Here is a 22,019-nt window from a genome sequence, read left to right on the forward strand (position 1 = left end):
CCTCACCAATTGTTAGGACTACTTACAAAACATGGCTGGAAAGATCCCACGAAATTTTATTGACGATTTACTCGCCAGAACAGATATTGTAGAGCTAATAGACTCTAAAGTTGGTCTTAAAAAAGCAGGCAAAGACTACCAAGCTTGCTGCCCTTTCCATAACGAAAAATCTCCCTCGTTTACTGTTTCTCAAGATAAACAGTTTTACCACTGCTTTGGCTGTGGTGCTAATGGCAACGCTATTTCGTTTGTTATGGAATACGACAAGCTTGAATTTGTTGATGCCATAGAAGAGCTCGCAAGCCTTTTAAATTTAGACGTACCTCGCGAGAAAGGCAGTAGCTCAGCACCTGAGCGCACGGCAGCGCAAAAGCGCTCAGATTACGATTTAATGTTACACACAGCACGCTTTTATCAGCATCAATTAAAGCACCACAGTAACTCTGCTGCGGTGATTGACTATGTAAAAGGGCGTGGTTTAAGTGGCGAAACCGTTAAAAAGTTTATGATTGGTTATGCGCCGAGCGAATGGGAAGCGCTGTGCCAACAACTTGGCAGAACAAAAGAGCAAAAAGAACAGCTGGTCGAGCTTAAGCTCGCCTCCGAAAAAACACCAGGTAGGCAGTTTGATTTTTTCCGCGATCGGTTAATGTTCCCTATTCGTGATAAACGTGGCCGTGTTATTGCCTTTGGCGGGCGTGTAATGCAAGCCGACCAAGGGCCTAAATACCTCAACTCACCAGAGACCCGCATTTTTCATAAAGGCTTTGAGCTATATGGTCTTTATGAGGCAAAACAAGCACATAAAAAGCTTGAGCATGTACTTATTGTAGAAGGTTACATGGATGTAGTTGCACTTGCAGAGCAAGGTATTGAATATGCCGTAGCTGCGCTTGGTACCGCAACAACAAGCGAGCATATGCATACGCTATTTAGAACCACCGACAAAGTTATTTGTTGTTACGATGGCGACAGAGCGGGCCGCGACGCTGCATGGCGAGCACTAGAAAATGCCCTGCCCTACTTAAACGATGGCAAAGCATTACACTTTGTATTTTTACCTGACGGCGAAGACCCCGATTCACTGGTTCAGCAAGAAGGTAAAACACAGTTTGAGCAACGCTTAAGCCAAGCAGATGATTTTACCAAAGTGTTATTTAATAAGCTTAGCCAAGAAGTAGACCTAACACTCGACTCAGGCAAAGCGAAGCTATTAAGTGCCGCTTTGCCGTTAATTGAAAAAATTCCGAGTGAATTTTACCAAGAAAATATTTTAGAGCAGTTAGGGCGATTAATTGGCCGTACGCGTGAGCAGCTAAATAGCCGCTTAAAAACACCAAAGCAACAACACGCTGTTGAGCGAAAATTTAAAATTACCCCAATGCGCCAAGCTATTGGTATTTTAATTCAGCACCCACAGTTAGCTAAAAGTGTGCCCCATTTGCCAGAATTGGCGCAAATGAACATAGCGGGTATTGGTTTGCTACTGCGCTTACAAGAGCGCGCACTGCAAAAAGACAATGCGAACACAGCAGTTTTACTCGAATCATTTAGAGATTCCGAGGATTACGAACCGCTAGTAAAGCTTGCCACATGGCAGCACCAAATTAGTGATGAGCGTTTAGAGACTGTTTTTCAAAATACTTTTAAATTTATTGAAGATCAGTGTTTAAATTATCGACTAGAGACCCTATTAATAAAGGACAAGACACAGGGCTTATCAAGTGATGAAAAACTAGAATGTCATTTACTTATGACAGCGCTAAAAGCGAGTAACAGCTAGTCAGACTTGATTTAAACTGTTATACTGTGCTATTCACTGCGTCACATTATTAAAGTTAGTTAAAAGGCTAACTCTATGATGACGCCTGTTGTATCAACTTATCAGAGTGGAAGAAACAATCTCTATGGATCCAACTCCTCAGTCACAATTAAAACTTCTGATTCAAAAAGGTAAAGAGCAAGGCTACTTAACTTTTGCTGAAGTAAATGATCACCTTCCACAAGACATAATCGACTCAGATCAAGTAGAAGATATCATTAGCATGATTAATGACATGGGTATCAAGGTTAGCGAAAACGCGCCTGATGCTGATGAATTAATGATGCAAGAAACCACGACAGACGAAGACGCAGCAGAAGCTGCTGCTGCAGCCCTTGCAACTGTAGAAAAAGAAATTGGCCGTACAACTGACCCAGTGCGCATGTATATGCGTGAAATGGGTACTGTTGAACTTCTTACACGTGAAGGCGAAATTGTAATCGCTAAGCGCATTGAAGAAGGTATCAACCAGGTACAAATTTCTGTTGCCGAATACCCTGAAGCGATTACTTACCTTCTTGAACAGTGGGATAAGTTTGAAGCAGAAGAAATGCGCTTAAGCGACATTATTTCAGGCTTTTTCGACCCTAACGAAGACGAAGCGCAAATCTCAGCAACTCACATTGGCTCTGAATTAAGTGAAGAACAACTTGATGAAGACGATGATGAAGATGACAAAGACAGCGATGACGATGAAGACGAAGAAGAAGTAGATACAGGCCCAGATCCAGAAGAAGCCCGTATTCACTTTGAACACTTACGTGATTTATACGTTAAAGCTCGCGCTACCTTTGATGAAAAAGGGCGTTCGCACCCAGATTCTCAAGCCGCTATTTTTGAAATTGGCGAGCTTTTCAGAACTTTTAAATTAGTACCAAAACAGTTTGATCGCATGGTTAACAACATGCGTGAAATGATGGATAGAGTGCGTATTCAAGAACGCCTTATCATGAAACAAGCGGTACAAATTGCTAAGCTCCCTAAGAAAACGTTTATTAAGCACTTTGCTAATAACGAAACTGACTCAGCGTGGCTAGACCTAGAAATAAATGCTAACGAAAAACATTCAGCTAAACTTGAAGAAGTGAAGCCTGAAATTATTCGTTGCATCCAAAAGCTATGTGTAATTGAAGAAAGCACAGGCTTAAGCATTGAGCGTATTAAAGACATTAACCGTCGTATGAGCATTGGTGAAGCAAAAGCGCGCCGTGCGAAAAAAGAAATGGTTGAAGCTAACTTACGTCTTGTAATCTCAATTGCTAAAAAATACACAAACCGTGGTTTACAGTTCTTAGATTTAATCCAAGAAGGTAACATTGGCTTGATGAAAGCGGTAGATAAGTTTGAATACCGCCGTGGTTATAAGTTCTCGACTTATGCTACGTGGTGGATTCGCCAAGCGATTACCCGCTCAATTGCTGACCAAGCAAGAACAATCCGTATTCCAGTACATATGATAGAAACGATTAATAAACTTAACCGTATCTCTCGTCAAATGTTACAAGAAATGGGTCGTGAGCCAAATCCTGAAGAATTAGCAGAACGCATGATGATGCCTGAGGATAAAATCCGTAAGGTACTTAAAATTGCCAAAGAGCCAATTTCGATGGAAACACCAATCGGTGATGATGAAGATTCGCACTTAGGTGACTTTATCGAAGATACCACTATTGATTCGCCAATCGACTCGGCAACAATGGAATCTCTTCGTGGCGCAACAAATGACGTGCTAGCAGGCCTTACAGCCCGTGAAGCTAAAGTACTTCGTATGCGCTTTGGTATTGATATGAATACCGACCACACCTTAGAAGAAGTAGGTAAACAGTTTGACGTAACACGTGAGCGTATTCGTCAAATAGAAGCGAAAGCACTGCGTAAATTGCGCCACCCTTCTCGCTCTGATTTACTAAAAAGCTTTTTAGACGCTAAATAATTTAGCGCTTCATATAAACTAAAAAGGCCGCTGTAGCGGCCTTTTTTCTATTTAAAGGAAACAACCATGGCTTGGATCCAAATCCGTATCAATGCCAATGCTGCTACCGCAGATGCAGTGAGTGACTTATTAATGGAAGCAGGCAGCGCCTCTGTTACTTTTATTGACGCTAAAGACACGCCTATTTATGAGCCTAAAATTGGCACCGTTGAGTTTTGGGCCGATACCACTGTAATTGGTCTATTTGAAGCCAATCATGATATGAACGCGGTAATTGCATTACTTAAGCGTCATGATGAAATTAAAGACACACTGGTATACAAAATTGAGCAACTAGAAGATAAAGACTGGGAACGTGAGTGGATGGATAACTTTCACCCAATCCAGTTCGGCGAAAAACTGTGGATATGCCCAAGCTGGCGCGACATTCCAGACCCAGATGCAGTCAATGTATTGCTCGACCCAGGCCTTGCATTTGGTACGGGTACGCATGCAACAACGGCACTGTGCCTTAAATGGCTAGAAAGCCAAGACCTAACCGGCAAAACGGTAGTTGATTTTGGTTGTGGATCGGGCATTTTAGGCATTGCAGCCATTAAACTTGGCGCAGAGCGCATGATAGGTATTGATATTGACCCGCAAGCTCTAGAAGCAAGCTTAGATAACGCACAGCGTAACGGCGTAGCCGATAAGCTTGAGGTATACCTGCCAGAAAACCAACCTGAGTTTAGTGCTGATATTGTAGTGGCTAATATTTTAGCGCAGCCGCTGCGTGAGCTTCACAGTGTAATTTTGGGATTACTTAAACCGGGTGGCAAAATTGCTATGTCGGGCATATTAGAAGAACAAGCCCAATCGGTTGCCGATATTTACGCCCCCTTTATTGAGCTTGACGATATTGCACTAGAGGGTGATTGGACCCGTGTAAGCGGTACAAAAAATAGCTAACCGCATACATTTATAAATTTAGAGTTTTAACTCAAAACTTGCATGTAAAGCCTGTATTTAACAGGCTTTACTATTTTTTTACAGTTAGAAAATTAGCACGTATAATTTGACAAAATTATTTTTTGTTTAAATTTCAAACAAATCGACCCACTTGTCATGCGGTTATCAAAAGTCAATACGAAAAGGGCAAAAAAAAGTCACTTTTGTTCAATTTATAGCCTTTGATTTTTCCTAAAAAAACCGTAAACTTAGCGCCCCTTGAAAAGAGGCCTATTGAATACAGTGCGTATCGGTTCATACCAACTTGAGAATAATGTAATAGTCGCGCCAATGGCAGGTATTACAGACAGACCATTTAGACAGCTTTGCCGCCGCTTAGGCGCAGGCTTGGCCGTGTCTGAAATGTTATCGTCAAACCCGAAGGTTTGGAAAACTGAAAAATCGATGAACCGTATGGATCACAGCGGTGAGTCGGGTATACGCGCGGTGCAAATTGCAGGAGCTGATCCTGAGCTTATGGCGCAGGCCGCACAATTCAATGTTGCTAACGGTGCACAGATCATAGATATCAATATGGGGTGCCCAGCAAAAAAAGTGAACAAGAAACTCGCAGGCTCTGCATTATTACAGTTTCCTGAACTTGTGGAAGAGATAGTTGATGCAGTGGTTAACGCTGTTGATATCCCGGTCACACTTAAAATCCGCACAGGATGGGATCAGGACAACCGTAATGGTGTAGAGATTGCGAGAATAGCTGAGCGTTATGGCATTGCGTCACTTGCCGTACATGGGCGTACACGCGCATGTATGTACAAAGGTGAAGCAGAATATGCCACGATTAGGGATATAAAACGCTCAGTGTCGATACCTGTGGTTGCTAATGGTGATATTACATCTCCAGAAAAAGCAAAGCAGGTTTTGGACTATACGGGTGCAGATGCCATCATGATTGGCCGAGCCGCCCAAGGTCGCCCTTGGATATTTAGGGAGATAGACCACTATTTGCGAACTGGAGAACACTTACCACCACCTGCTATTTCAGAGGTGCGAAGTATTTTAATGGAGCATTTAGATAACCTCCATGCGTTTTACGGCGAGCCAATGGGAGCGCGAATCGCTCGCAAACATGTATCTTGGTATTTGCAAACCCATGACAGTGACGGTCAGTTTAGGCGAGTATTTAATGCGCTCGACAACCCACAAGCACAGGTTGACGCATTAACGCAATACTTTAAAACACTAGCAGCTAACTAAGAAAGAAAGAGATTAAATAATGTTCGAACAAAACGTGACTTCTCCATTTATCACAAACCCTCATGTTCAGTCACACGAGAAACCGCAGCCATTGCGTGATGCAGTAAAAAAAGCTGTTCACCACTATTTAAAGCAGCTTAACGGTCAAGATGTGCAAGACGTTTACGACCTTGTTCTTTCAGAGCTAGAAGCGCCATTACTTGAAGAAGTAATGACATACACACGTGGTAACCAAACTCGTGCGGCAATTTTACTAGGTATCAACCGTGGTACTTTACGTAAAAAGCTTAAAAAATACGGCATGAACTAATACCAATTATATTGAAAGCGTAAGCATGCTAACGAGCTAAACAAGCCCATAACGGCGTTAAAAATTTCTTATGTAGAATAACTACACTGTAAAATTTTTGCCTTGTTATAGACTTGTTTTTCTATCGTTATAACTGCTTACTAATCCAATACAATTGGTATCATGCAAAAAAGCACCTTAGGGTGCTTTTTTTATGCGCACAATTTAGTAGAGATGTTGCAAAATGCTCACGCTTATTGGCGCTTTATAAGTCGTTTTTTGAGTAGTAATCAGTTAAAATGCCCGCTTCTAAGCTAGCTCATTAACTGAGGAAATTAAACTACAATGGATACTCATCGTCCTATTCGTCGCGCACTATTAAGTGTGTCTGATAAAACCGGTATTGTTGAATTTGCCCACGCACTAGAAGCGCAAGGTGTAGATATTTTATCAACTGGCGGTACTTGCAAACTCCTTGCTGATAACGGCATAAAAGTGACTGAAGTATCAGATCACACAGGTCATCCTGAAATCATGGATGGTCGCGTAAAAACCCTTCATCCTAAAATTCACGGCGGTATTTTAGCGCGCCGCGGACAAGATGAAAGCGTAATGGCAGATAACAACATCTCTGCTATCGATATTGTTGTAGTTAACTTATACCCCTTTGCGAATACTGTCGCTCAAGAAAACTGCAGCCTTGAAGATGCTATTGAAAACATTGATATTGGCGGACCTACCATGGTTCGTGCAGCCGCTAAAAACCACAAAGACGTCACCATCGTGGTAAACGCAAACGATTACGAGCGCGTTATTAGCGAAATGCAAAGCAACAATGGTTCAACAACGTACAAAACACGTTTTGATTTAGCCATTGCCGCGTATGAGCACACAGCTCAGTACGATGGCATGATTGCTAACTACTTTGGCAAAATGGTACCTGATTACACTGAAGAAGCCGCTGAAGAGACTAAATTCCCACGCACTATCAATATGCAATTCACTAAAAAGCAAGATATGCGTTACGGTGAAAACTCACATCAAGATGCTGCTTTTTATGTTGAAAACAACGTAAGCGAAGCGTCTGTTGCAACAGCTACTCAACTACAAGGTAAAGCCCTGTCGTTTAATAACATTGCAGATACCGACGCAGCACTTGAGTGTGTTAAAGAATTTGATGTACCTGCATGTGTTATTGTTAAACACGCAAACCCGTGTGGCGTTTCAATTGGCGAAGATATTCTTAGTGCTTACGACCGCGCCTTTAAAACAGATCCAACCTCAGCGTTTGGTGGCATTATTGCCTTTAACCGCGAGCTTGACGCTGCAACAGCACAAGCCATTGTTGAGCGTCAATTTGTTGAAGTAATTATTGCCCCTAGCGTTTCAAGCGAAGCAGCAAAAATTGTTGAAGCTAAAAAGAACGTACGCTTATTAGCGTGTGGTCAATGGAGTAGCAAAGCAACTGGCCACGATATTAAACGCGTTAACGGCGGTGTTTTAGTACAAGACCGCGACCTAGGCATGGTTACCCAAGGCGATTTAAAAGTCGTATCTAAGCGCCAGCCTTCTGATCAAGAACTTAAAGATTTACTATTTTGCTGGAAAGTGGCTAAGTTTGTTAAATCAAACGCGATTGTATATGCCCGCGACGGTATGACCATTGGCGTAGGCGCAGGCCAAATGAGCCGTGTTTACTCAGCTAAAATAGCGGGTATTAAAGCCGCTGATGAAAATCTAGAAGTACCTGGCTCTGTAATGGCATCAGATGCGTTTTTCCCATTCCGTGATGGTATAGACGCAGCCGCAGCCGCTGGTATTACTGCGGTTATTCAACCGGGTGGTTCAATGCGCGATGAAGAAGTTATCGCCGCCGCTGACGAAGCTGGCATGGCGATGGTATTTACCGGCATGCGCCACTTCCGCCACTAATCACACAAAGGGTTAAACACAACGTTTAGCCCTTTTTGTTTGCAATCAATTCACGTATTCTGGTTCAACACCTATTTAAAATGTTAAGGAACAAACGATGAAATTTGCACTAAAGTCACTACTTGTTGCCTCGCTTACGCTGACCTCAACAATGGCACTTAGCCATAACCATGAGTCAAGCCTTAGCCATGCTATTCAATCAAGCGAGCGTAGCGCTAAAAATAGCGCCCGCGATGAATACCGCCACCCTGAGCAAACACTGGCATTTTTTGGTTTTAAACCAACAATGACCGTGGTTGAAATTGCCCCTGGTGGTGGTTGGTACAGCGAAATTTTAGCCCCTGCACTTAAAGAGCAAGGCTTATATTACGCAGCGCATTTTCCGAGTGATTCATCGGTAGGTTACTACCAGCGCTCTTTAGCCGGCTTTAAGAAAAAAGTGGCCGAAGATGAGCGTTTTAGCAAAGTAAAAATTTCTGAGTTTGCCCCATTAACGCACACTGATATTGCCCCAGCCGGCACTGCCGACATGGTATTAACCTTTCGCAATGTACATAACTGGTACATGGGTAAAGACACTAAAGGCGCACTCAGTGCATTTAAGTCTTTTTATAAAGCGTTAAAACCAGGTGGCGTATTAGGTGTAGTTGAACATCGCTTAGATGAAAGCCGACCTGATGAGGATCAAAAATCAACCGGCTACATGAAGCAAAGTTACGTGGTCGATTTAGCTAAAAAAGCTGGATTTGAATTAGTTGCAAGCAGTGAGATTAACGCCAATCCAAAAGATACAGCCGATCACCCTAAAGGGGTGTGGACGCTACCACCTAGCTTACGCCTTGGCGAACAAGACGCTGATAAATACAAAGCTATTGGTGAAAGCGACCGTATGACGCTGAAATTTAAAAAACCGCTTTAAATAGGAATATTTCGCCATGAATGTATTAGTCATTGGCAGCGGCGGCCGCGAACACGCACTTGCGTTTAAGGCCGCTCAAAACACGAAAGTACACACTGTATTTGTAGCACCGGGTAATGCCGGTACTGCACTTGAGCCAAAACTAGAAAACGTTGCAATTAACGTTGAAGACCTAGATGGCCTATTAAGCTTTGCACAACAAAACAATGTAGAACTTACTATTGTTGGCCCTGAAGTACCGCTTGTATTAGGCGTAGTAGATAAGTTCCGTGAACATGGTCTCGCTATTTTTGGTCCAACAGCCGGTGCAGCGCAGCTAGAAGGCTCTAAGTCGTTTACTAAAGACTTTTTAGCTCGCCATGCCATACCAACTGCTGATTACCAAACGTTTGAACAAATTGACCCTGCCCTTGCTTATTTAAAAGAAAAAGGCGCGCCAATTGTAATAAAAGCAGATGGCCTAGCAGCTGGTAAAGGCGTTATTGTGGCAATGGATGAACGCGAAGCAGAAGACGCTATTCGCGATATGCTTGCCGGTAATGCTTTTGGCGAGGCTGGCAGCCGCGTCGTGATCGAAGAGTTTTTAGAAGGCGAAGAAGCTTCTTTTATTGTTATGGTTGATGGTAAAAACATTTTGCCATTTGCAACAAGCCAAGATCATAAGCGTGCATACAATGGCGATGAAGGTCCAAATACTGGCGGCATGGGCGCATACTCACCGGCACCTGTAGTAACCGACGAAATCCACCAGCGCATTATGAACGAGGTCATCGTTCCTACCGTTGAGGGTATGGCAAGCGAAGGCCATCCCTACACAGGCTTTTTATACGCAGGCTTAATGATTGATGCCCAGGGCACGCCAAAAGTAATTGAGTACAACTGTCGTTTTGGTGACCCTGAAACGCAACCTATGATGCTTCGTCTTAAATCAGACTTGGTTGAACTAGTTGAAGCGGCAAACCGCGAAGAGCTTGATAAAACAACCATTGAGTTTGACCCGCGCGCAGCCGTAGGTGTTGTACTTGCCGCTAAAGGCTACCCAGGTGATTACCCTAAAGGTGATGCAATATCAGGCCTTAAAGTTAACTACCCTGCTGATAAAAAAGTATTTCATGCGGGTACTAAGCAAGATGGCGAAAACGTTGTCACCGCAGGTGGACGTGTATTATGTGCAACGGCACTCGGCAATACCGTTACCGAGGCACAGCAACGTGCATACGAGCTTGTAAAACAAATTAGCTGGGAAGGTATGGAGTACCGCACCGATATTGCTTACAGAGCGATTGCCCGAGAGCAGTAGCCTGTAACTAAATTATTGGTTTAACTTAGGGCCTGTTTATCTTTCGAGATTAAATTTGCAGCAGTGTGTTTGGTATTTAGGCAAGGCAGAGCCTATGTAGTGTGGTTATTCCCCATAAATAGGCGATAACGCAGTATAAATACCAAACACGCGCTGCACGAAGGTTCGTCCTAGGGACGATTAACTCTTTGTTGCTCGGTTTTTACTTAGCCCACTAGGTTACAAACCTCGCGCCACGATTAAATCGTCCCTAGTTAGAACAAATTTTAATCCTGAAGGATAAGCAGGTCCTAAAAATTTAACTAAAAAAGCGCAGTTTATATGCGCTTTTTTAGTGCTACACTAATTAAAAGATTTATTACAAGTATACAACGTTGGAAACGAAAACTTTACGTTATCATGCCGCGGCCATAGCCATACTGATTTTCATATTTTATATTATTAGCACACTCGCTTCTAACCTGGTTGTGCCGACTCGCTATACCATCGATAAAACCACGCCTGTATATTTAGACTTTGCCTACTACATAGATGAAAGTAAATCTCACACACTCAACGATATTATTTTAAATCCCGAGCTAATCACCCACCAGCCGTTAACCGATATTCAATGGAGCTTTAAGCAGCAAAACTATTGGCTATTTATAGACCTTGAAAATAAAAGTTTGGATGCTCAAGACATTGTTGCCCATTTTGATAACCCGATGGTTGATCACCTCAGCGTGTATCGGTTAAACAAAAGAAATGAGCTTATAGAAAGCTATAAATTAGGTGATAAAGTAAAGTCTCTCACGCTTTTTCAATATAGCGTACCGCATATACGTTTTGCACTTGAGAGTAAAACAACAGAGCGCTTAGCCATAAAAATAGATACAACGGGGATCAGCAAAACCCCAGTTAATTTGTATCGCCATAAAGAATTTGTTGATTTAGTTCGCTCGCAAACCGGCATTTGGGGCATATTTGCCGGCGTGTTATTAATGGCTGCCCTGTATAATTTAGTGCTTTATTTTGGGATTAAAGACCGCGTTTATTTAGTTTATATAGGCTATATAATTAGTGCGCTGTGTTTAATGGGCATTGTAATGGGCTTTGGCTTTTACTTGTGGCCCCTAGAGTGGCAATTGTACTTACACGAAAAAGTGATTTTTTCAAACTACGCAATGGCCTTTTTTACGCTCGCCTTTTGCACCATGTTTTTGCGCTACCACAAGGACAAATGCTGGCGCTATAAAATGAGTAAAGCACTACTTATTTTAATATCTTTATTATCAATCACCACTTTATTTATACCCGAGTACATTGCAGCACCCATCTTTTTTTGTGTATTAAGCTTGTTATATATTACGTGTGTTATTTTAATTTATAACAAACTACGCACGGGCTTTAGGTGGGCGAAGTTTTACGTTTTTTCGTGGGTTCCCCTCATTGTTGGCGCGGCAATACAGCCATTAGAATTAACGGGCTATTTGGATTATAGCTTTGCGATTCGTCACGCGTTTTTAGTGGCTATATTGTGTGAAGTTATTTTAATGGCTATGGCACTTGCCGATAGAGTGCGCTACCAGCGCGAGCGTGCGCTTTATCATGCTACACATACTCAGCAAACTAAATTACTTAACAGTGCCAAATTAAAACAAGCGTTTATGAGCTTACAAGCACAGGGGCGAAATACCACCTTGTGTTTAATTAAAATTCGCCATTTTAACTCGCTCAATACCATTATCACCCCATCGCAGGGCTACACTTTAATAAAGCACGTGGCTAAACAAATAGAGTTAGAGCTTAGCCATGAGCGCGAATTTACCAACCTAGATACAGATTTTAATAACAGCCCCCGCTTAGCCGACTTAGGCAGCGGGGTATTTGCCTGCATATCTACTAAAAACCAAAACCAGGAGTCACTTGAAGGGGCCTTAATTAAAGTTATAAATAGCCTGCCCAAGCAATACGAAATTCAAGGCTTAAACTTACAACTTACCTATAACATAGGGATTAGTAGCGCAGCCCACAGTGACGACTTTGAGTACTGGACAAAACGGGGTTACTTGGCACTTAAAAAAGCTAAAAGTAATAACGATTTAGTAGTAAGCGCCTCTAACGGCAGTAATATATTAATGGATGTGGCATTGGCCGCTAAATTACAAAAAGCAATTAAAAACAACCAACTAGCGTTATACTATCAGCCTCAAATAGGGCTGAACTTTAATCAAGTATGTGGCGCCGAAGCGCTGCTACGTTGGCCCGACCCTGCTTTTAAAGGCGTATCGATAGAAGAGCTGATCACCCTTGCTGAGCACACAGGTATTATTAACGAGCTTACCTTATGGGTTATTGAGCAAGCCTGTAAAGATATCCTCAAACTAACCGAGCAAGGCTATAACGATCACCCAATTAGCGTAAATTTAAGTGCTAAAAATCTGTCGATTAAAAACCTAGCCGAAAAAGTCGAAAACGTCCTTATAAAATACCAAGTTCCGGCGCAGCTTCTTAAGTTTGAATTAACGGAGTCAGCATTAGTCGAAAGCCACGAAGCGCTTATTTCATTGGTTAATGAGCTTTCTGATTTAGGGGTGCGCGTGGTCCTTGATGACTTTGGCACTGGCTATTCATCGCTAAGTTATTTGGTTAATTATCGCTTTACGGAGCTCAAAGTAGATAAATCGTTTGTATTTGATTTAACGAATAACACCGCCAATAAAGTGATTGTGCAAACCGCTATAGATATGGCACATAACCTAGGGCTATCTATAACCATGGAAGGCATAGAAACCCAAGATGTGCACCACTTATTAAAAGAAATGGGCGCCGACAGAGCGCAAGGTTACCTATACGCTAAGCCACTTCCCCTAGATGACTATTTGTATTTCTTAAAAAGCCAATACAGTTTAAAGATGTTAAACTCCACGTTTTAATATCAACATCTTTAGGGGCCAAGTAAAGATGCAAGGCACTTTGCGTAAATTAAAATCGAGCTTAACAGAGCCAGTTCAATATCATCTTCCTGTGGGCGACAACCTAGTCGACCTAAACGCACTCATTGGTAAAGAGTTAACGCTGACGTTTAGCGGTACCATTTTATGCTCAAACTGTGGCAAAAAAACCAAAAAGAGTTACTCGCAAGGCCACTGTTTTGTGTGTATGCGTAAGCTTGCTAGCTGCGATATGTGCATTATGAAACCAGAAACCTGCCATTACGATAAAGGCACCTGCCGCGAGCCACAATGGGGCGAAGAAAACTGCATGATCCCGCATTATGTGTATTTAGCCAACACCTCTGGGCTTAAAGTAGGCATTACTCGCCATACGCAAATACCGACACGTTGGGTTGATCAAGGCGCCACTCAAGCACTGCCTATTTTTAAAGTACAAACACGTTTGCAATCAGGCTTAGTTGAGGTGGCATTGGCCGAGTTTATTGCTGATAAAACCAATTGGCGTAACATGCTAAAGGGTCAAAACGAAGCCATTGACCTTAAAGCCGCTGCGGCAGAGCTGATCCCGCAAATTAGCGATAAATTAAACGAGCTAAGCGAGTTATTTGGTGCCACAGCCATAGAGCAACTTGATGAAGACGTGGTTGATTTAAACTTTCCGGTGACAGAGTACCCTACTAAAATTAGCTCGTTTAATTTTGATAAAAACCCAGTAGTAAGCGGCGTACTGCAAGGTATAAAAGGTCAGTACTTAATTTTTGATACTGGCGTTATTAATGTGCGTAAATTTACCTCATACGAGGTAACCGTAGGGTAACTATGCTAAACAGCTTTCCACAGTTATTAATTGTTTATAATGAGCTTGAAATAGCGCACGATAAACAAGAACAAGAAGCGTGTTTGCACAGCGTTACGCAAAGTGAGCTTAGTAATGTGCGTGTGTTGAACAAGCAAGGTGAGTACGTTGACCTGCAAGGCGCTGCATGCGCCCCTCTTTCACAGGAGCAGCTAGCGCAACTGGTCACCACTTATTTATTAAATGAAGGGCAATGCTGCCTTGGCAAAATTAAAACCCTTAATACCAAGCAGGCGTTTGATTTACTAGGTTTATAACCCTTTAGTTATACCAATTCGCTTAATTAAGTATTATTGCGGATTGGTATTAGTACTCACTAAGCACTTTTATATGCGCTACAGCACTTCTTCCTAATGCTGATAGCGCATAGCCCCCCTCAAGGTAAGATATAACACCCTTGCAGCCACTCTCTTTTGCAACGTCGCATAATTGCTCTGTAAGCCAGCTGTAGTCATCTTCTACAAACTTTAAACTTGCCATGTCATCTTCTAGGTGGGCATCAAACCCTGCACTAATAAATAGCAGCTCTGGCTTAAAGGCTTTTAATTTGGGCAACCATTGGGTATTAAACACTTCTTTTAAATCATCGCCACTACTGGCAATTGGCAAAGGGGAGTTAACTATGTGGCTGTTATTTTTTACGGCCGTGTTTGGGTAAAATGGGTATTGAAATAGCGAACAAAGTAATATGTTTTCATCGTTTATAAATATGTCTTGGGTGCCATTACCATGGTGTACGTCAAAATCAGCAATTGCTATACGTTTAATGCCTTTACTTTGGGCATACTTAACCGCTATAGCTAAATTATTAAATACACAAAACCCAGAAGAAGCGTGCGCATTGGCATGATGCCCTGGCGGGCGTACAGCGCAAAACGCCGCATCGAGTTTATCTGCGAGTATTTCATCTACAGCCAGCAACCCTGCTCCTACGGCGCGCTCTACCGCTTTAAATGAATCAGGGCAAAGCCAGGTGTCGCCATCAAGGTTATGCAGCCCCTGCTGAGGAACTAAGCGCTCCACAAGGTTAACTAATGACTCATCATGGGCTAATAAGTAATGCTCACGCTGCGCTTTAGGCGCTTGTAGATGCGTTAAGCCAATATCTACACCACTTGCCAAAAGTCTATCAGCAATAGCGTCTAGGCGCTCTGGGCACTCTGGATGTTCGTCAATCATTTTATGTTTACGGCAATGAGGATGTGAAATAACTGCAGTACGCATAAACGCTCCTTTAATGTGAGTGCTTAATATAACAAAGCCACCTTACGGTGGCTTTGCGACTTTGGTGTATAGCATCACTACTTAGCTTTTAAATTTAGGTTTCTAAAATCAAAACTAAAGTCTGTTACCGCTGTTGATACCGCGCGCATTTTGGCGCTATTTACACGGTTGTTTGCGCCCATATCAAAACGAATAAACGCATCGGCCTCGAGTAGCTTTTCATCCCACTTAACAATAAACGTATTACCTGTGTAATGCTCAAGCGTGCCTTTTAAGCGTTTGGTATGGGTAAAATCAATACGTAGTTTGCCATCGAGTTGCTCAATAATTACATCGCCGTACCAATCGTCATGTAACGTGCCGGTGTAATTTATATTAGGTAACTGTGGCTGGTAATCTGCTGGGGTGTCGGGTTTTGCATTGGCGTAGGCTTTTTGTTTACTCGCAAAATGTTTTTTAGCCAACTCTTCAACCCAGTCTTTATCTTCAAGCTCAAGGGCGTCTTCTAGCACTTCGTGGGTTACTGCCGAAAGTGCACTAAATGCTTGCTGATTAGATAAAATAACAATGCCGAGCTTTTTCTCAGGCAATAATGTAACTTGCGACACCATACCTAAAATGCCCCCGCCATGGCCTAGCTTTTTAAAGCCGTGGTAATCTTCAATGCTCCAACCTAGCCCATAGCCTCTAAATTGCTGATGATAGGCCTCATACGCACTTTTAGAAGCCATAGAGGTAATGTGCGGGTGCCACATTTGCGCTTGCTGTTTTTCACTAAATAGTTGCTCGCCGCTTGGCATTTTTCCGCCAGCTAGCTGCGTTAGTAACCATTGGCTCATATCGTTTACGCTCGATGCAATAGCCCCTGCACCTCTAAAGTCTTCTAGGTAGTTAACAAAAAAAGGATTGAGCTTACCATCCATTGGTATGTGGCCAATTGCCCAGTTTTTATTGCTTTTTGGAATACGCGAAAAGCCCGCGCGCGAGTTATCCATGTGCAAAGGCTGTAATATATTTTTTTCGATGTAATCGTTCCAGCTCATTCCTGATACACGTGCCACCACTTCGCCTGCGGTTACAAACATTAAGTTGTTATAGGCATACTGGCTGCGAAAGCTGCTGGCTGGCTTTAAATACTGTAGGCCGGCTAAAATATCCTCTATAGATTTATCAGTACTTGGCCAAATCATTAAATCGCCCTGCCCAAGCCCTAAGCCACTGCGATGGCTTAATAAATCACGAACACGCATTTCGCGGGTGACGTAGGAGTCGTACAACCTAAACTCAGGTAAGTGGTCAATTACCCTGTCATCCCAGCTTAACTTACCTTCATCAACCAACTTAGCCAGCGCTGCACTGGTAAACGCTTTTGTGTTTGAGGCAATACCAAAAAGTGTGTCTTTGTTCACTTTTGCATTTGTATTGAGGTTGCTTGTCCCAAACCCTTTAGCAAATACAACTTTATCGTCTTGCACAACCGCTACCGCCATACCCGGTACGTCAAAGCGTGCCATTGAGGTGTTAATAACCTCTTCTAAGTCCGTGGTATTAATTTGTGCCCAACTATTAAAAGTGGCACTGGCAAGCAACGCTAAACTGGCTAATTTGGTGAGTTTCATGATTATCCTTATTATTTTTGGTGCACTGCAAATTCAATATCAGCACGCTCTTTATTTGTATCGGGCTTATGCGGCCGATTAAGTATTGCATCACTGTATTCTTTTGGTACACCTGCCTCAAGCGCGCCGCGATGAACGTGCTGAATATACCAGTCGTATGGCAGTACATCGTTATCGTGGGTGTTTGCAATATAGCAATGGGCTTCTATTTGCTCCCCATCTAACAAAGCGGGCTTAATAGCCACGCAATCGTAGCCTGGGCCCTCTATGGTGTCTAAAATTGCTTTTTCGGCTTCATCAAGTTCATACACCACGCCATATACCAAGGCGTTTTTGTCATCACTTTGTTGAATACTGCACTTGCCCGAGCCATCTTTAAATAGCATATTAAACGTAAGCTCGTAGCCTTTTAGTACCGCCGTGCCAACTCGCTTTGCTTTTGGCAAACGCGCAAGCAAGCGGTTAGAGGACATATTCGATCCAAACGAAAAATTATAAATAGGCATGACTTCTCCCTAGGGTTAAATTACTACACGAATGGCTAAAGCAATTAAAATAACACCTATACCCCGGTCAAACCAATAGCCGCTTTTTTGAAAAAACGCCCGTACACTGGGCTTTGACAACACTAAAGAAAGCATAGAAAACCACACCCACGTTGCCAAAGCCATATAAACCCCATACACAATTTGCACGCTAGTTGGTGTAGTTGCACTAATAACTAAGGTAAATAACGACATAAAAAAGAGAGTGGCTTTAGGATTAAGCGCGTTGGTTAAAAAGCCGCGCCTAAATGCATGCCATACGCTTTCCTGTGGGGTAGTTTTGTTTTCTATGTTGTCTGTTTTATTTACCGGTGGTTTGGCAGCCCTTAATGCTTGTACACCTAAATAGGCTAAATACGCCCCCGCAACATACTTTAATGCCATAAATAAATTAGGCGATTGCGTTAAAATTAGGGCTACCCCTAATACGCAATATCCTACGTGTAATAAAATAGCAGCGCCCACGCCAGCGCTTGTCCATAGGGCGTTACGCCTGCCCTGCTGTATACTTTGTTTGAGCACCACGGCAAAGTCGGGGCCTGGGCTGGCTACTGCAAAAAAGTGGGCGATGGCAATCAGTAAAAATTCGTCTAAGTAGTTCACAAGCATCCGGTTTAAGTTGGTGCATAGGCAAGCAATAGCGGATTAGCAGAGTTATCAACTAATGCTTTGATCTCTTTTTGGGCTTTTTTAAATTGGCTGCGCAAATGTGGCTTTAAATGTTTTTTAGAGTCACGATCGTTTTTAAAATAACTAATCAGCGCGTGCATAAATACGGTATGGGTTTCGCTCAGCTTCGCTTCACGATTAGCATAAGGGTTATAGCACGAGCCACACCCGCCTTTAAATTGATACACAGTGTTGCTCATCATTACCCCAAACCCTAAAAAACAGGCCAGCGCATCTGCCGCTTGTGGCAAGTAGTCTTTACCGCCTGGCGGTAACACCCCAACATGATGAATTAATACAGTAGCCAGCGTGCCGGCAAAGCTGGCCACTAAATCTTGCGGCTGATTAATTTGATTAGGATTAAACGAGACATTAATCGTATGGCTTGGCGGTACAATAAGTTGACTTTGCTCTCCGCGTAAGTGTTCAGCAAATTCAAAATGCGGAAATACTTGCGGCTGTAACTGCTGTGGCGCAACTAATTGTATTGGCCACGCACTCATACCTGCGTAATCACGTACTCGTACAAATACCTTAGTGGCCATTTCCTCAATACTTGATACCGAATCAGGAAAGTGCGCCACCGTTGGCAATATTATTTGCGTGTGCTTGGTAAAAAATGCGGCATCAAAGTGCTCTACCGCCCAAATAAAGGTATCAATTAGCCACTGCTGCTCGGCTTGTTCTAGCAGCGGCTTTGATTTAAATAACGCTAACATAGTGTGCTCTTATTTTTGTTCAAGTGCCCAGTTCCAAGCTTGTGTATTGTATAAAGGCACAGTTGAAAGTGCGTGGTGGTGGCTGCCGCTCGACTCTTTAGTCGAGTACGATAAGTACAGTAATGTGCGGTTTTGTGCATCGTAAATACGGCGTACTTTTAGCGATTTAAATAAAATACTTTTTGATGACTTAAACACCACTTCGCCCGACTTACTGCGATCTATTGCTTGTAACATATCGGCTGTAATTGGCCCAGTTTGGCGACACGCAATAGACATATCAGAGGGATCTGAAAAATCTAAGTCGGCCTCAATATGGCTAATATGGCACGTAACCCCTTTTACTAACGGGTCTTGCTGGGAATTTACCACTACATCTTTAGTAGTAAACAGACCTAAGCTCACCGATGCAACATCATCTGAGCAGGCACTTAAGGTAACCACTGCACTTAATAGCACAGCTAAACGTTTAAAGCGGTGTGGTAATTTCATATTAATCCTTAATTTTGCTTTATAAGCGAAGGTTCACGTGACTGTTTTTATACTACCATCAAAAATTAATACAACTAAATTTAGGCCATTGAGGGGTTAGCGCACAGTTCAGGCTTTGGTACAATTATACGTACGCCCACGTAGTAACTCATAATAGGAAACGCGTAAATGCCGCACATTATTATTGAACACTCTGAAGATCTTCCTGTATTACCGCAAGTACTTGTTGAAAAAGTGCACAACGCGACTTTTCAAAGTGGTTTATTTGACTTAGAAACCATTAAAACCCGCGCTATTGCTTATCAGCAATACCAGCTAGGTGAAGGAAAAGAAGGGTTTATTCATATTGCGGCGCATATCATGGCCGGGCGCTCTATTGAACAAAAACAAATGTTAAGCGAGAGCTTGCTTGAGTGCTTAAAAACTTATTGCCGAGATTCTGACAGCTTAAGCGTTAATATTTACGACATTCAACACGAAATTTACCGTAAAAATTAACCCTTTTAAAAACGCGTTGTTATTAACCTAAGCTTTGGATAATAAACCTCTTAACCAAAGCTTAGATTAACTAAGTTACAACGCGTTTTTTAGCTTAATGTTGTCACTTTTTTTAAAGTGTAAATTTACCCAGTAAGTCTTTTAATATATTCGACTCTTCATTTAACCCATTGCATAGCTGCTCTGAGGTTTTCATATTTTGTTTTGTTTGCTCAGCAGAATCAGAAATCATCACCACATTTTGACTAATTTCTGAGGTAGCCAACGTTTGCTCGCGGGTGGCTGTTGCCACTGAGCTATTTAGCTCACTTAGGGTAACAATTTCTTGAGAGATACCCGTTAAGGTACTCCCCGTTACTTTTAAACGTTCGGCGTTTTCTAGGGTATTTTTACTGCCAAGCTCTATAGCCGACACCGTACTTGAAGCCTTAGAATTTAATGTGTCTATCATTTCGTTAATTTGCTCGGTCGACTCTGCAGTACGCATAGCAAGGGTTCTTACTTCATCGGCTACAACGGCAAAACCACGGCCGTGTTCGCCTGCCCGCGCGGCTTCTATGGCTGCATTGAGCGCCAATAAGTTAGTTTGCTCCGATATTGCTTTAATAACATCAAGCACCTGCGTAATTGACTTTATCTCTCCTGAAAGCTCAGTTACCGAGGCAACCGAGGTAGCCATGGCGTTTTCTAGCTGCTCCATTTGCTTTATCGTGCTATTTACAAACTCCACCCCTTTATGAGTCGCTTCTTCTGTTGAAGTCGCAATGTCAGAGGCATTACTGGCACTGTTTGAAATGTCTTGTACGGTTACTTCCATTTCGTTAACGGCTGCCGCCACCGTTTGCGTGCTAGATGATTGTACCTCGGCCAAGTTAGCCGCGCCTTGTACTTGTACTAACACATTTTCAGAAATGCTTTTAACATGGTTTGCTGAGTCCGACACTTGCTTAAACATGCCATGTAGCTGCTCTAAAAATAAATTAAAGTTAGCGGCAAGCTCTGATACTTCGTTGTTATCGTTAGTAGGCAGCCTTACGGTTAAATCGCCATCTTTTTTAGTTAACGCGCTCACTGCAGCGGTTATGTTTTCAATGGGTTTAAATATTTGCGACACTAAAACTCTGGCCAGGGCAAAGCCAATAATGGCAATGATCACACCAAATAATAAATTGCTATTAATGGCACTATTTATTGGCCCGTATAACTGCTGCTCGGGCACTTTTGCCACTAAATGCCAACCTAATGACTCAATAGGCGTACTCGACACAACATAATCTTCACCTGCCATTGTTTTACTAATAATGGCGCCATTTTTTATATCGTTAATATTAATTTTTTGACCCATTTTACTTCTATCACTGTGAAGCATTACCTCACCTTCATCAGAGACCAAATACACCACGCCGGCTTCGCCAATACGGTATTCGTTAATTAAGTTGATCATAGAATCGAGCGAGCGCCCCACGCCGGTAATGGCGGTACGCTCACCGTTAATTTGCAGTGCATAGTTAATAAAAACCACCATGCTATTTGTGGTTTTATCTATATCCAGTGCTATTTCAAAGGGTCTGTTAGAAGATAAAAACTGATCAAACCATACATCTTCGCTTCTATCTATCTGTCTAGATATGCCAATATCGGTGTAGTAGTTGTTGGTATTTTTGGAAATTATATAAGCAATAACTGCGTTGTTATCTTTTTTAATACTGGCTAAATAATTAATATAATCGGCTCTTGCTTGCTCACTTTCACCGTTGCTTAGCCACTGTTTAACAAAGCTGTTTTGCGCAATTTCTTTGGCAACAATTATAGGAGTGGCAAGTTCGAGTTCAATTTTGCTTTTTACTTCACTCAGAGCGGTGGGTAGATCAACCTTTGCGAGCTTTTCATCGGTATGATTTTGAATACTATTTGAAAATAAAAATGTAGAAACCGCTAACGGCACAACAATAGCCAAAATAAGACTAATATAAACTTTTTGTTTAAGTAACATACGATACCTGTAAATGGATAAAGGACTTAACTAACACTTGCTTAGAATAAATATAGGATCGGCTGAGCAAT

Annotated in this window: 19 protein-coding genes; 12 read left to right on the forward strand and 7 right to left on the reverse strand. The window is 42.3% G+C overall.

From position 1 onward, the window contains the following. The first annotated feature begins 31 nt into the window (after positions 1–31). The 11 genes from dnaG (at position 32) to PSH50_RS13020 (ending at position 14,446) form a co-directional block, all read left to right on the forward strand. Positions 32–1,783, forward strand: a complete 1,752-nt coding sequence (gene dnaG, locus PSH50_RS12970; RefSeq protein ID WP_024031414.1) for a DNA primase — start codon at positions 32–34, stop codon at positions 1,781–1,783. A 124-nt stretch (positions 1,784–1,907) separates the two neighbouring features. Next, positions 1,908–3,755, forward strand: coding sequence for an RNA polymerase sigma factor RpoD (rpoD, locus tag PSH50_RS12975; protein ID WP_273609724.1), 1,848 nt, complete (start codon positions 1,908–1,910; stop codon positions 3,753–3,755). A 66-nt stretch (positions 3,756–3,821) separates the two neighbouring features. Further along, a complete protein-coding gene (gene prmA, locus PSH50_RS12980; protein ID WP_004588629.1) occupies positions 3,822–4,703 on the forward strand; it encodes a 50S ribosomal protein L11 methyltransferase in 882 nt (293 codons plus the stop codon). Between the two features lie 282 nt (positions 4,704–4,985). Continuing rightward, positions 4,986–5,957, forward strand: a complete 972-nt coding sequence (gene dusB, locus PSH50_RS12985) for a tRNA dihydrouridine synthase DusB (RefSeq protein WP_004588630.1) — start codon at positions 4,986–4,988, stop codon at positions 5,955–5,957. Positions 5,958–5,976: 19 nt separating this feature from the next. Continuing rightward, positions 5,977–6,267 (forward strand): DNA-binding transcriptional regulator Fis, encoded by a 291-nt coding sequence (fis, locus tag PSH50_RS12990; RefSeq protein ID WP_002957804.1) that lies wholly within the window; start codon positions 5,977–5,979, stop codon positions 6,265–6,267. A 324-nt stretch (positions 6,268–6,591) separates the two neighbouring features. Next, complete coding sequence (gene purH, locus PSH50_RS12995; protein ID WP_273609726.1) at positions 6,592–8,178, forward strand: bifunctional phosphoribosylaminoimidazolecarboxamide formyltransferase/IMP cyclohydrolase; 1,587 nt, start codon at positions 6,592–6,594, stop codon at positions 8,176–8,178. 97 nt (positions 8,179–8,275) lie between these two features. Further along, positions 8,276–9,097, forward strand: coding sequence for a class I SAM-dependent methyltransferase (locus PSH50_RS13000; RefSeq protein ID WP_024031417.1), 822 nt, complete (start codon positions 8,276–8,278; stop codon positions 9,095–9,097). Between the two features lie 16 nt (positions 9,098–9,113). Beyond that, positions 9,114–10,397: a phosphoribosylamine--glycine ligase gene (gene purD / locus PSH50_RS13005; RefSeq protein WP_273609727.1), complete on the forward strand. Its 1,284-nt coding sequence runs from the start codon at positions 9,114–9,116 to the stop codon at positions 10,395–10,397. A gap of 374 nt (positions 10,398–10,771) precedes the next feature. Then, positions 10,772–13,312, forward strand: a complete 2,541-nt coding sequence (locus PSH50_RS13010; protein WP_273587513.1) for an EAL domain-containing protein — start codon at positions 10,772–10,774, stop codon at positions 13,310–13,312. Positions 13,313–13,340: 28 nt separating this feature from the next. After that, a complete protein-coding gene (locus PSH50_RS13015) occupies positions 13,341–14,150 on the forward strand; it encodes a DUF2797 domain-containing protein (RefSeq protein ID WP_055252638.1) in 810 nt (269 codons plus the stop codon). Positions 14,151–14,152: 2 nt separating this feature from the next. Next, the gene (locus tag PSH50_RS13020; RefSeq protein WP_004588636.1) at positions 14,153–14,446 is read left to right on the forward strand and encodes a hypothetical protein; all 294 of its coding nucleotides are present in this window, start codon (positions 14,153–14,155) and stop codon (positions 14,444–14,446) included. Positions 14,447–14,495: 49 nt separating this feature from the next. On the opposite strand, the gene PSH50_RS13025 is transcribed toward PSH50_RS13020, so the two are convergent. The 6 genes from PSH50_RS13025 to PSH50_RS13050 all read right to left on the reverse strand — a co-directional run bounded on the left by PSH50_RS13025 (position 14,496) and on the right by PSH50_RS13050 (position 19,457). Further along, on the reverse strand, positions 14,496–15,413 hold the full coding sequence (locus tag PSH50_RS13025; RefSeq protein WP_273587514.1) for a histone deacetylase family protein: 918 nt from the start codon (positions 15,411–15,413) through the stop codon (positions 14,496–14,498). Between the two features lie 77 nt (positions 15,414–15,490). Beyond that, positions 15,491–17,032, reverse strand: a complete 1,542-nt coding sequence (locus PSH50_RS13030) for a serine hydrolase (RefSeq protein ID WP_138579473.1) — start codon at positions 17,030–17,032, stop codon at positions 15,491–15,493. Positions 17,033–17,043: 11 nt separating this feature from the next. After that, complete coding sequence (locus PSH50_RS13035; RefSeq protein ID WP_273587515.1) at positions 17,044–17,538, reverse strand: gamma-glutamylcyclotransferase family protein; 495 nt, start codon at positions 17,536–17,538, stop codon at positions 17,044–17,046. Between the two features lie 15 nt (positions 17,539–17,553). Continuing rightward, positions 17,554–18,180, reverse strand: coding sequence for a LysE family translocator (locus PSH50_RS13040; protein WP_273587516.1), 627 nt, complete (start codon positions 18,178–18,180; stop codon positions 17,554–17,556). A gap of 11 nt (positions 18,181–18,191) precedes the next feature. Continuing rightward, positions 18,192–18,965 carry a hypothetical protein gene (locus tag PSH50_RS13045; RefSeq protein WP_096740215.1) on the reverse strand — a complete coding sequence of 258 codons (774 nt, stop codon included), beginning with the start codon at positions 18,963–18,965 and terminating at the stop codon, positions 18,192–18,194. Between the two features lie 9 nt (positions 18,966–18,974). Then, the gene (locus PSH50_RS13050) at positions 18,975–19,457 is read right to left on the reverse strand and encodes a CreA family protein (RefSeq protein WP_004588642.1); all 483 of its coding nucleotides are present in this window, start codon (positions 19,455–19,457) and stop codon (positions 18,975–18,977) included. Between the two features lie 168 nt (positions 19,458–19,625). On the opposite strand from PSH50_RS13050, the gene PSH50_RS13055 reads away from it, so the two are divergent. Further along, positions 19,626–19,955 (forward strand): 5-carboxymethyl-2-hydroxymuconate Delta-isomerase, encoded by a 330-nt coding sequence (locus PSH50_RS13055; protein ID WP_004588643.1) that lies wholly within the window; start codon positions 19,626–19,628, stop codon positions 19,953–19,955. A gap of 112 nt (positions 19,956–20,067) precedes the next feature. Here PSH50_RS13055 and PSH50_RS13060 read toward each other — a convergent pair whose 3' ends face one another. Further along, entirely contained in the window at positions 20,068–21,948 is a 1,881-nt protein-coding gene (locus PSH50_RS13060; protein WP_273587517.1) for a methyl-accepting chemotaxis protein, read from the reverse strand. Positions 21,949–22,019: the final 71 nt, after the last annotated feature.

Source organism: Pseudoalteromonas sp. Angola-7 (assembly GCF_028599255.1).
GTDB lineage: Bacteria > Pseudomonadota > Gammaproteobacteria > Enterobacterales > Alteromonadaceae > Pseudoalteromonas > Pseudoalteromonas atlantica.

Coding starts and splice junctions, on each gene's coding strand:
- PSH50_RS13000 (WP_024031417.1), top strand. CDS start 8,276: ATGAAATTTGCACTAAAGTCACTACTTGTTGCCTCGCTTACGCTGACC.
- PSH50_RS13045 (WP_096740215.1), bottom strand. CDS start 18,965: ATGTTAGCGTTATTTAAATCAAAGCCGCTGCTAGAACAAGCCGAGCAG.
- PSH50_RS13020 (WP_004588636.1), top strand. CDS start 14,153: ATGCTAAACAGCTTTCCACAGTTATTAATTGTTTATAATGAGCTTGAA.
- PSH50_RS13030 (WP_138579473.1), bottom strand. CDS start 17,032: ATGAAACTCACCAAATTAGCCAGTTTAGCGTTGCTTGCCAGTGCCACT.
- PSH50_RS13025 (WP_273587514.1), bottom strand. CDS start 15,413: ATGCGTACTGCAGTTATTTCACATCCTCATTGCCGTAAACATAAAATG.
- purH (WP_273609726.1), top strand. CDS start 6,592: ATGGATACTCATCGTCCTATTCGTCGCGCACTATTAAGTGTGTCTGAT.
- PSH50_RS13015 (WP_055252638.1), top strand. CDS start 13,341: ATGCAAGGCACTTTGCGTAAATTAAAATCGAGCTTAACAGAGCCAGTT.
- purD (WP_273609727.1), top strand. CDS start 9,114: ATGAATGTATTAGTCATTGGCAGCGGCGGCCGCGAACACGCACTTGCG.
- prmA (WP_004588629.1), top strand. CDS start 3,822: ATGGCTTGGATCCAAATCCGTATCAATGCCAATGCTGCTACCGCAGAT.
- rpoD (WP_273609724.1), top strand. CDS start 1,908: ATGGATCCAACTCCTCAGTCACAATTAAAACTTCTGATTCAAAAAGGT.
- PSH50_RS13060 (WP_273587517.1), bottom strand. CDS start 21,948: ATGTTACTTAAACAAAAAGTTTATATTAGTCTTATTTTGGCTATTGTT.
- PSH50_RS13055 (WP_004588643.1), top strand. CDS start 19,626: ATGCCGCACATTATTATTGAACACTCTGAAGATCTTCCTGTATTACCG.
- fis (WP_002957804.1), top strand. CDS start 5,977: ATGTTCGAACAAAACGTGACTTCTCCATTTATCACAAACCCTCATGTT.
- dnaG (WP_024031414.1), top strand. CDS start 32: ATGGCTGGAAAGATCCCACGAAATTTTATTGACGATTTACTCGCCAGA.
- PSH50_RS13050 (WP_004588642.1), bottom strand. CDS start 19,457: ATGAAATTACCACACCGCTTTAAACGTTTAGCTGTGCTATTAAGTGCA.
- PSH50_RS13035 (WP_273587515.1), bottom strand. CDS start 17,538: ATGCCTATTTATAATTTTTCGTTTGGATCGAATATGTCCTCTAACCGC.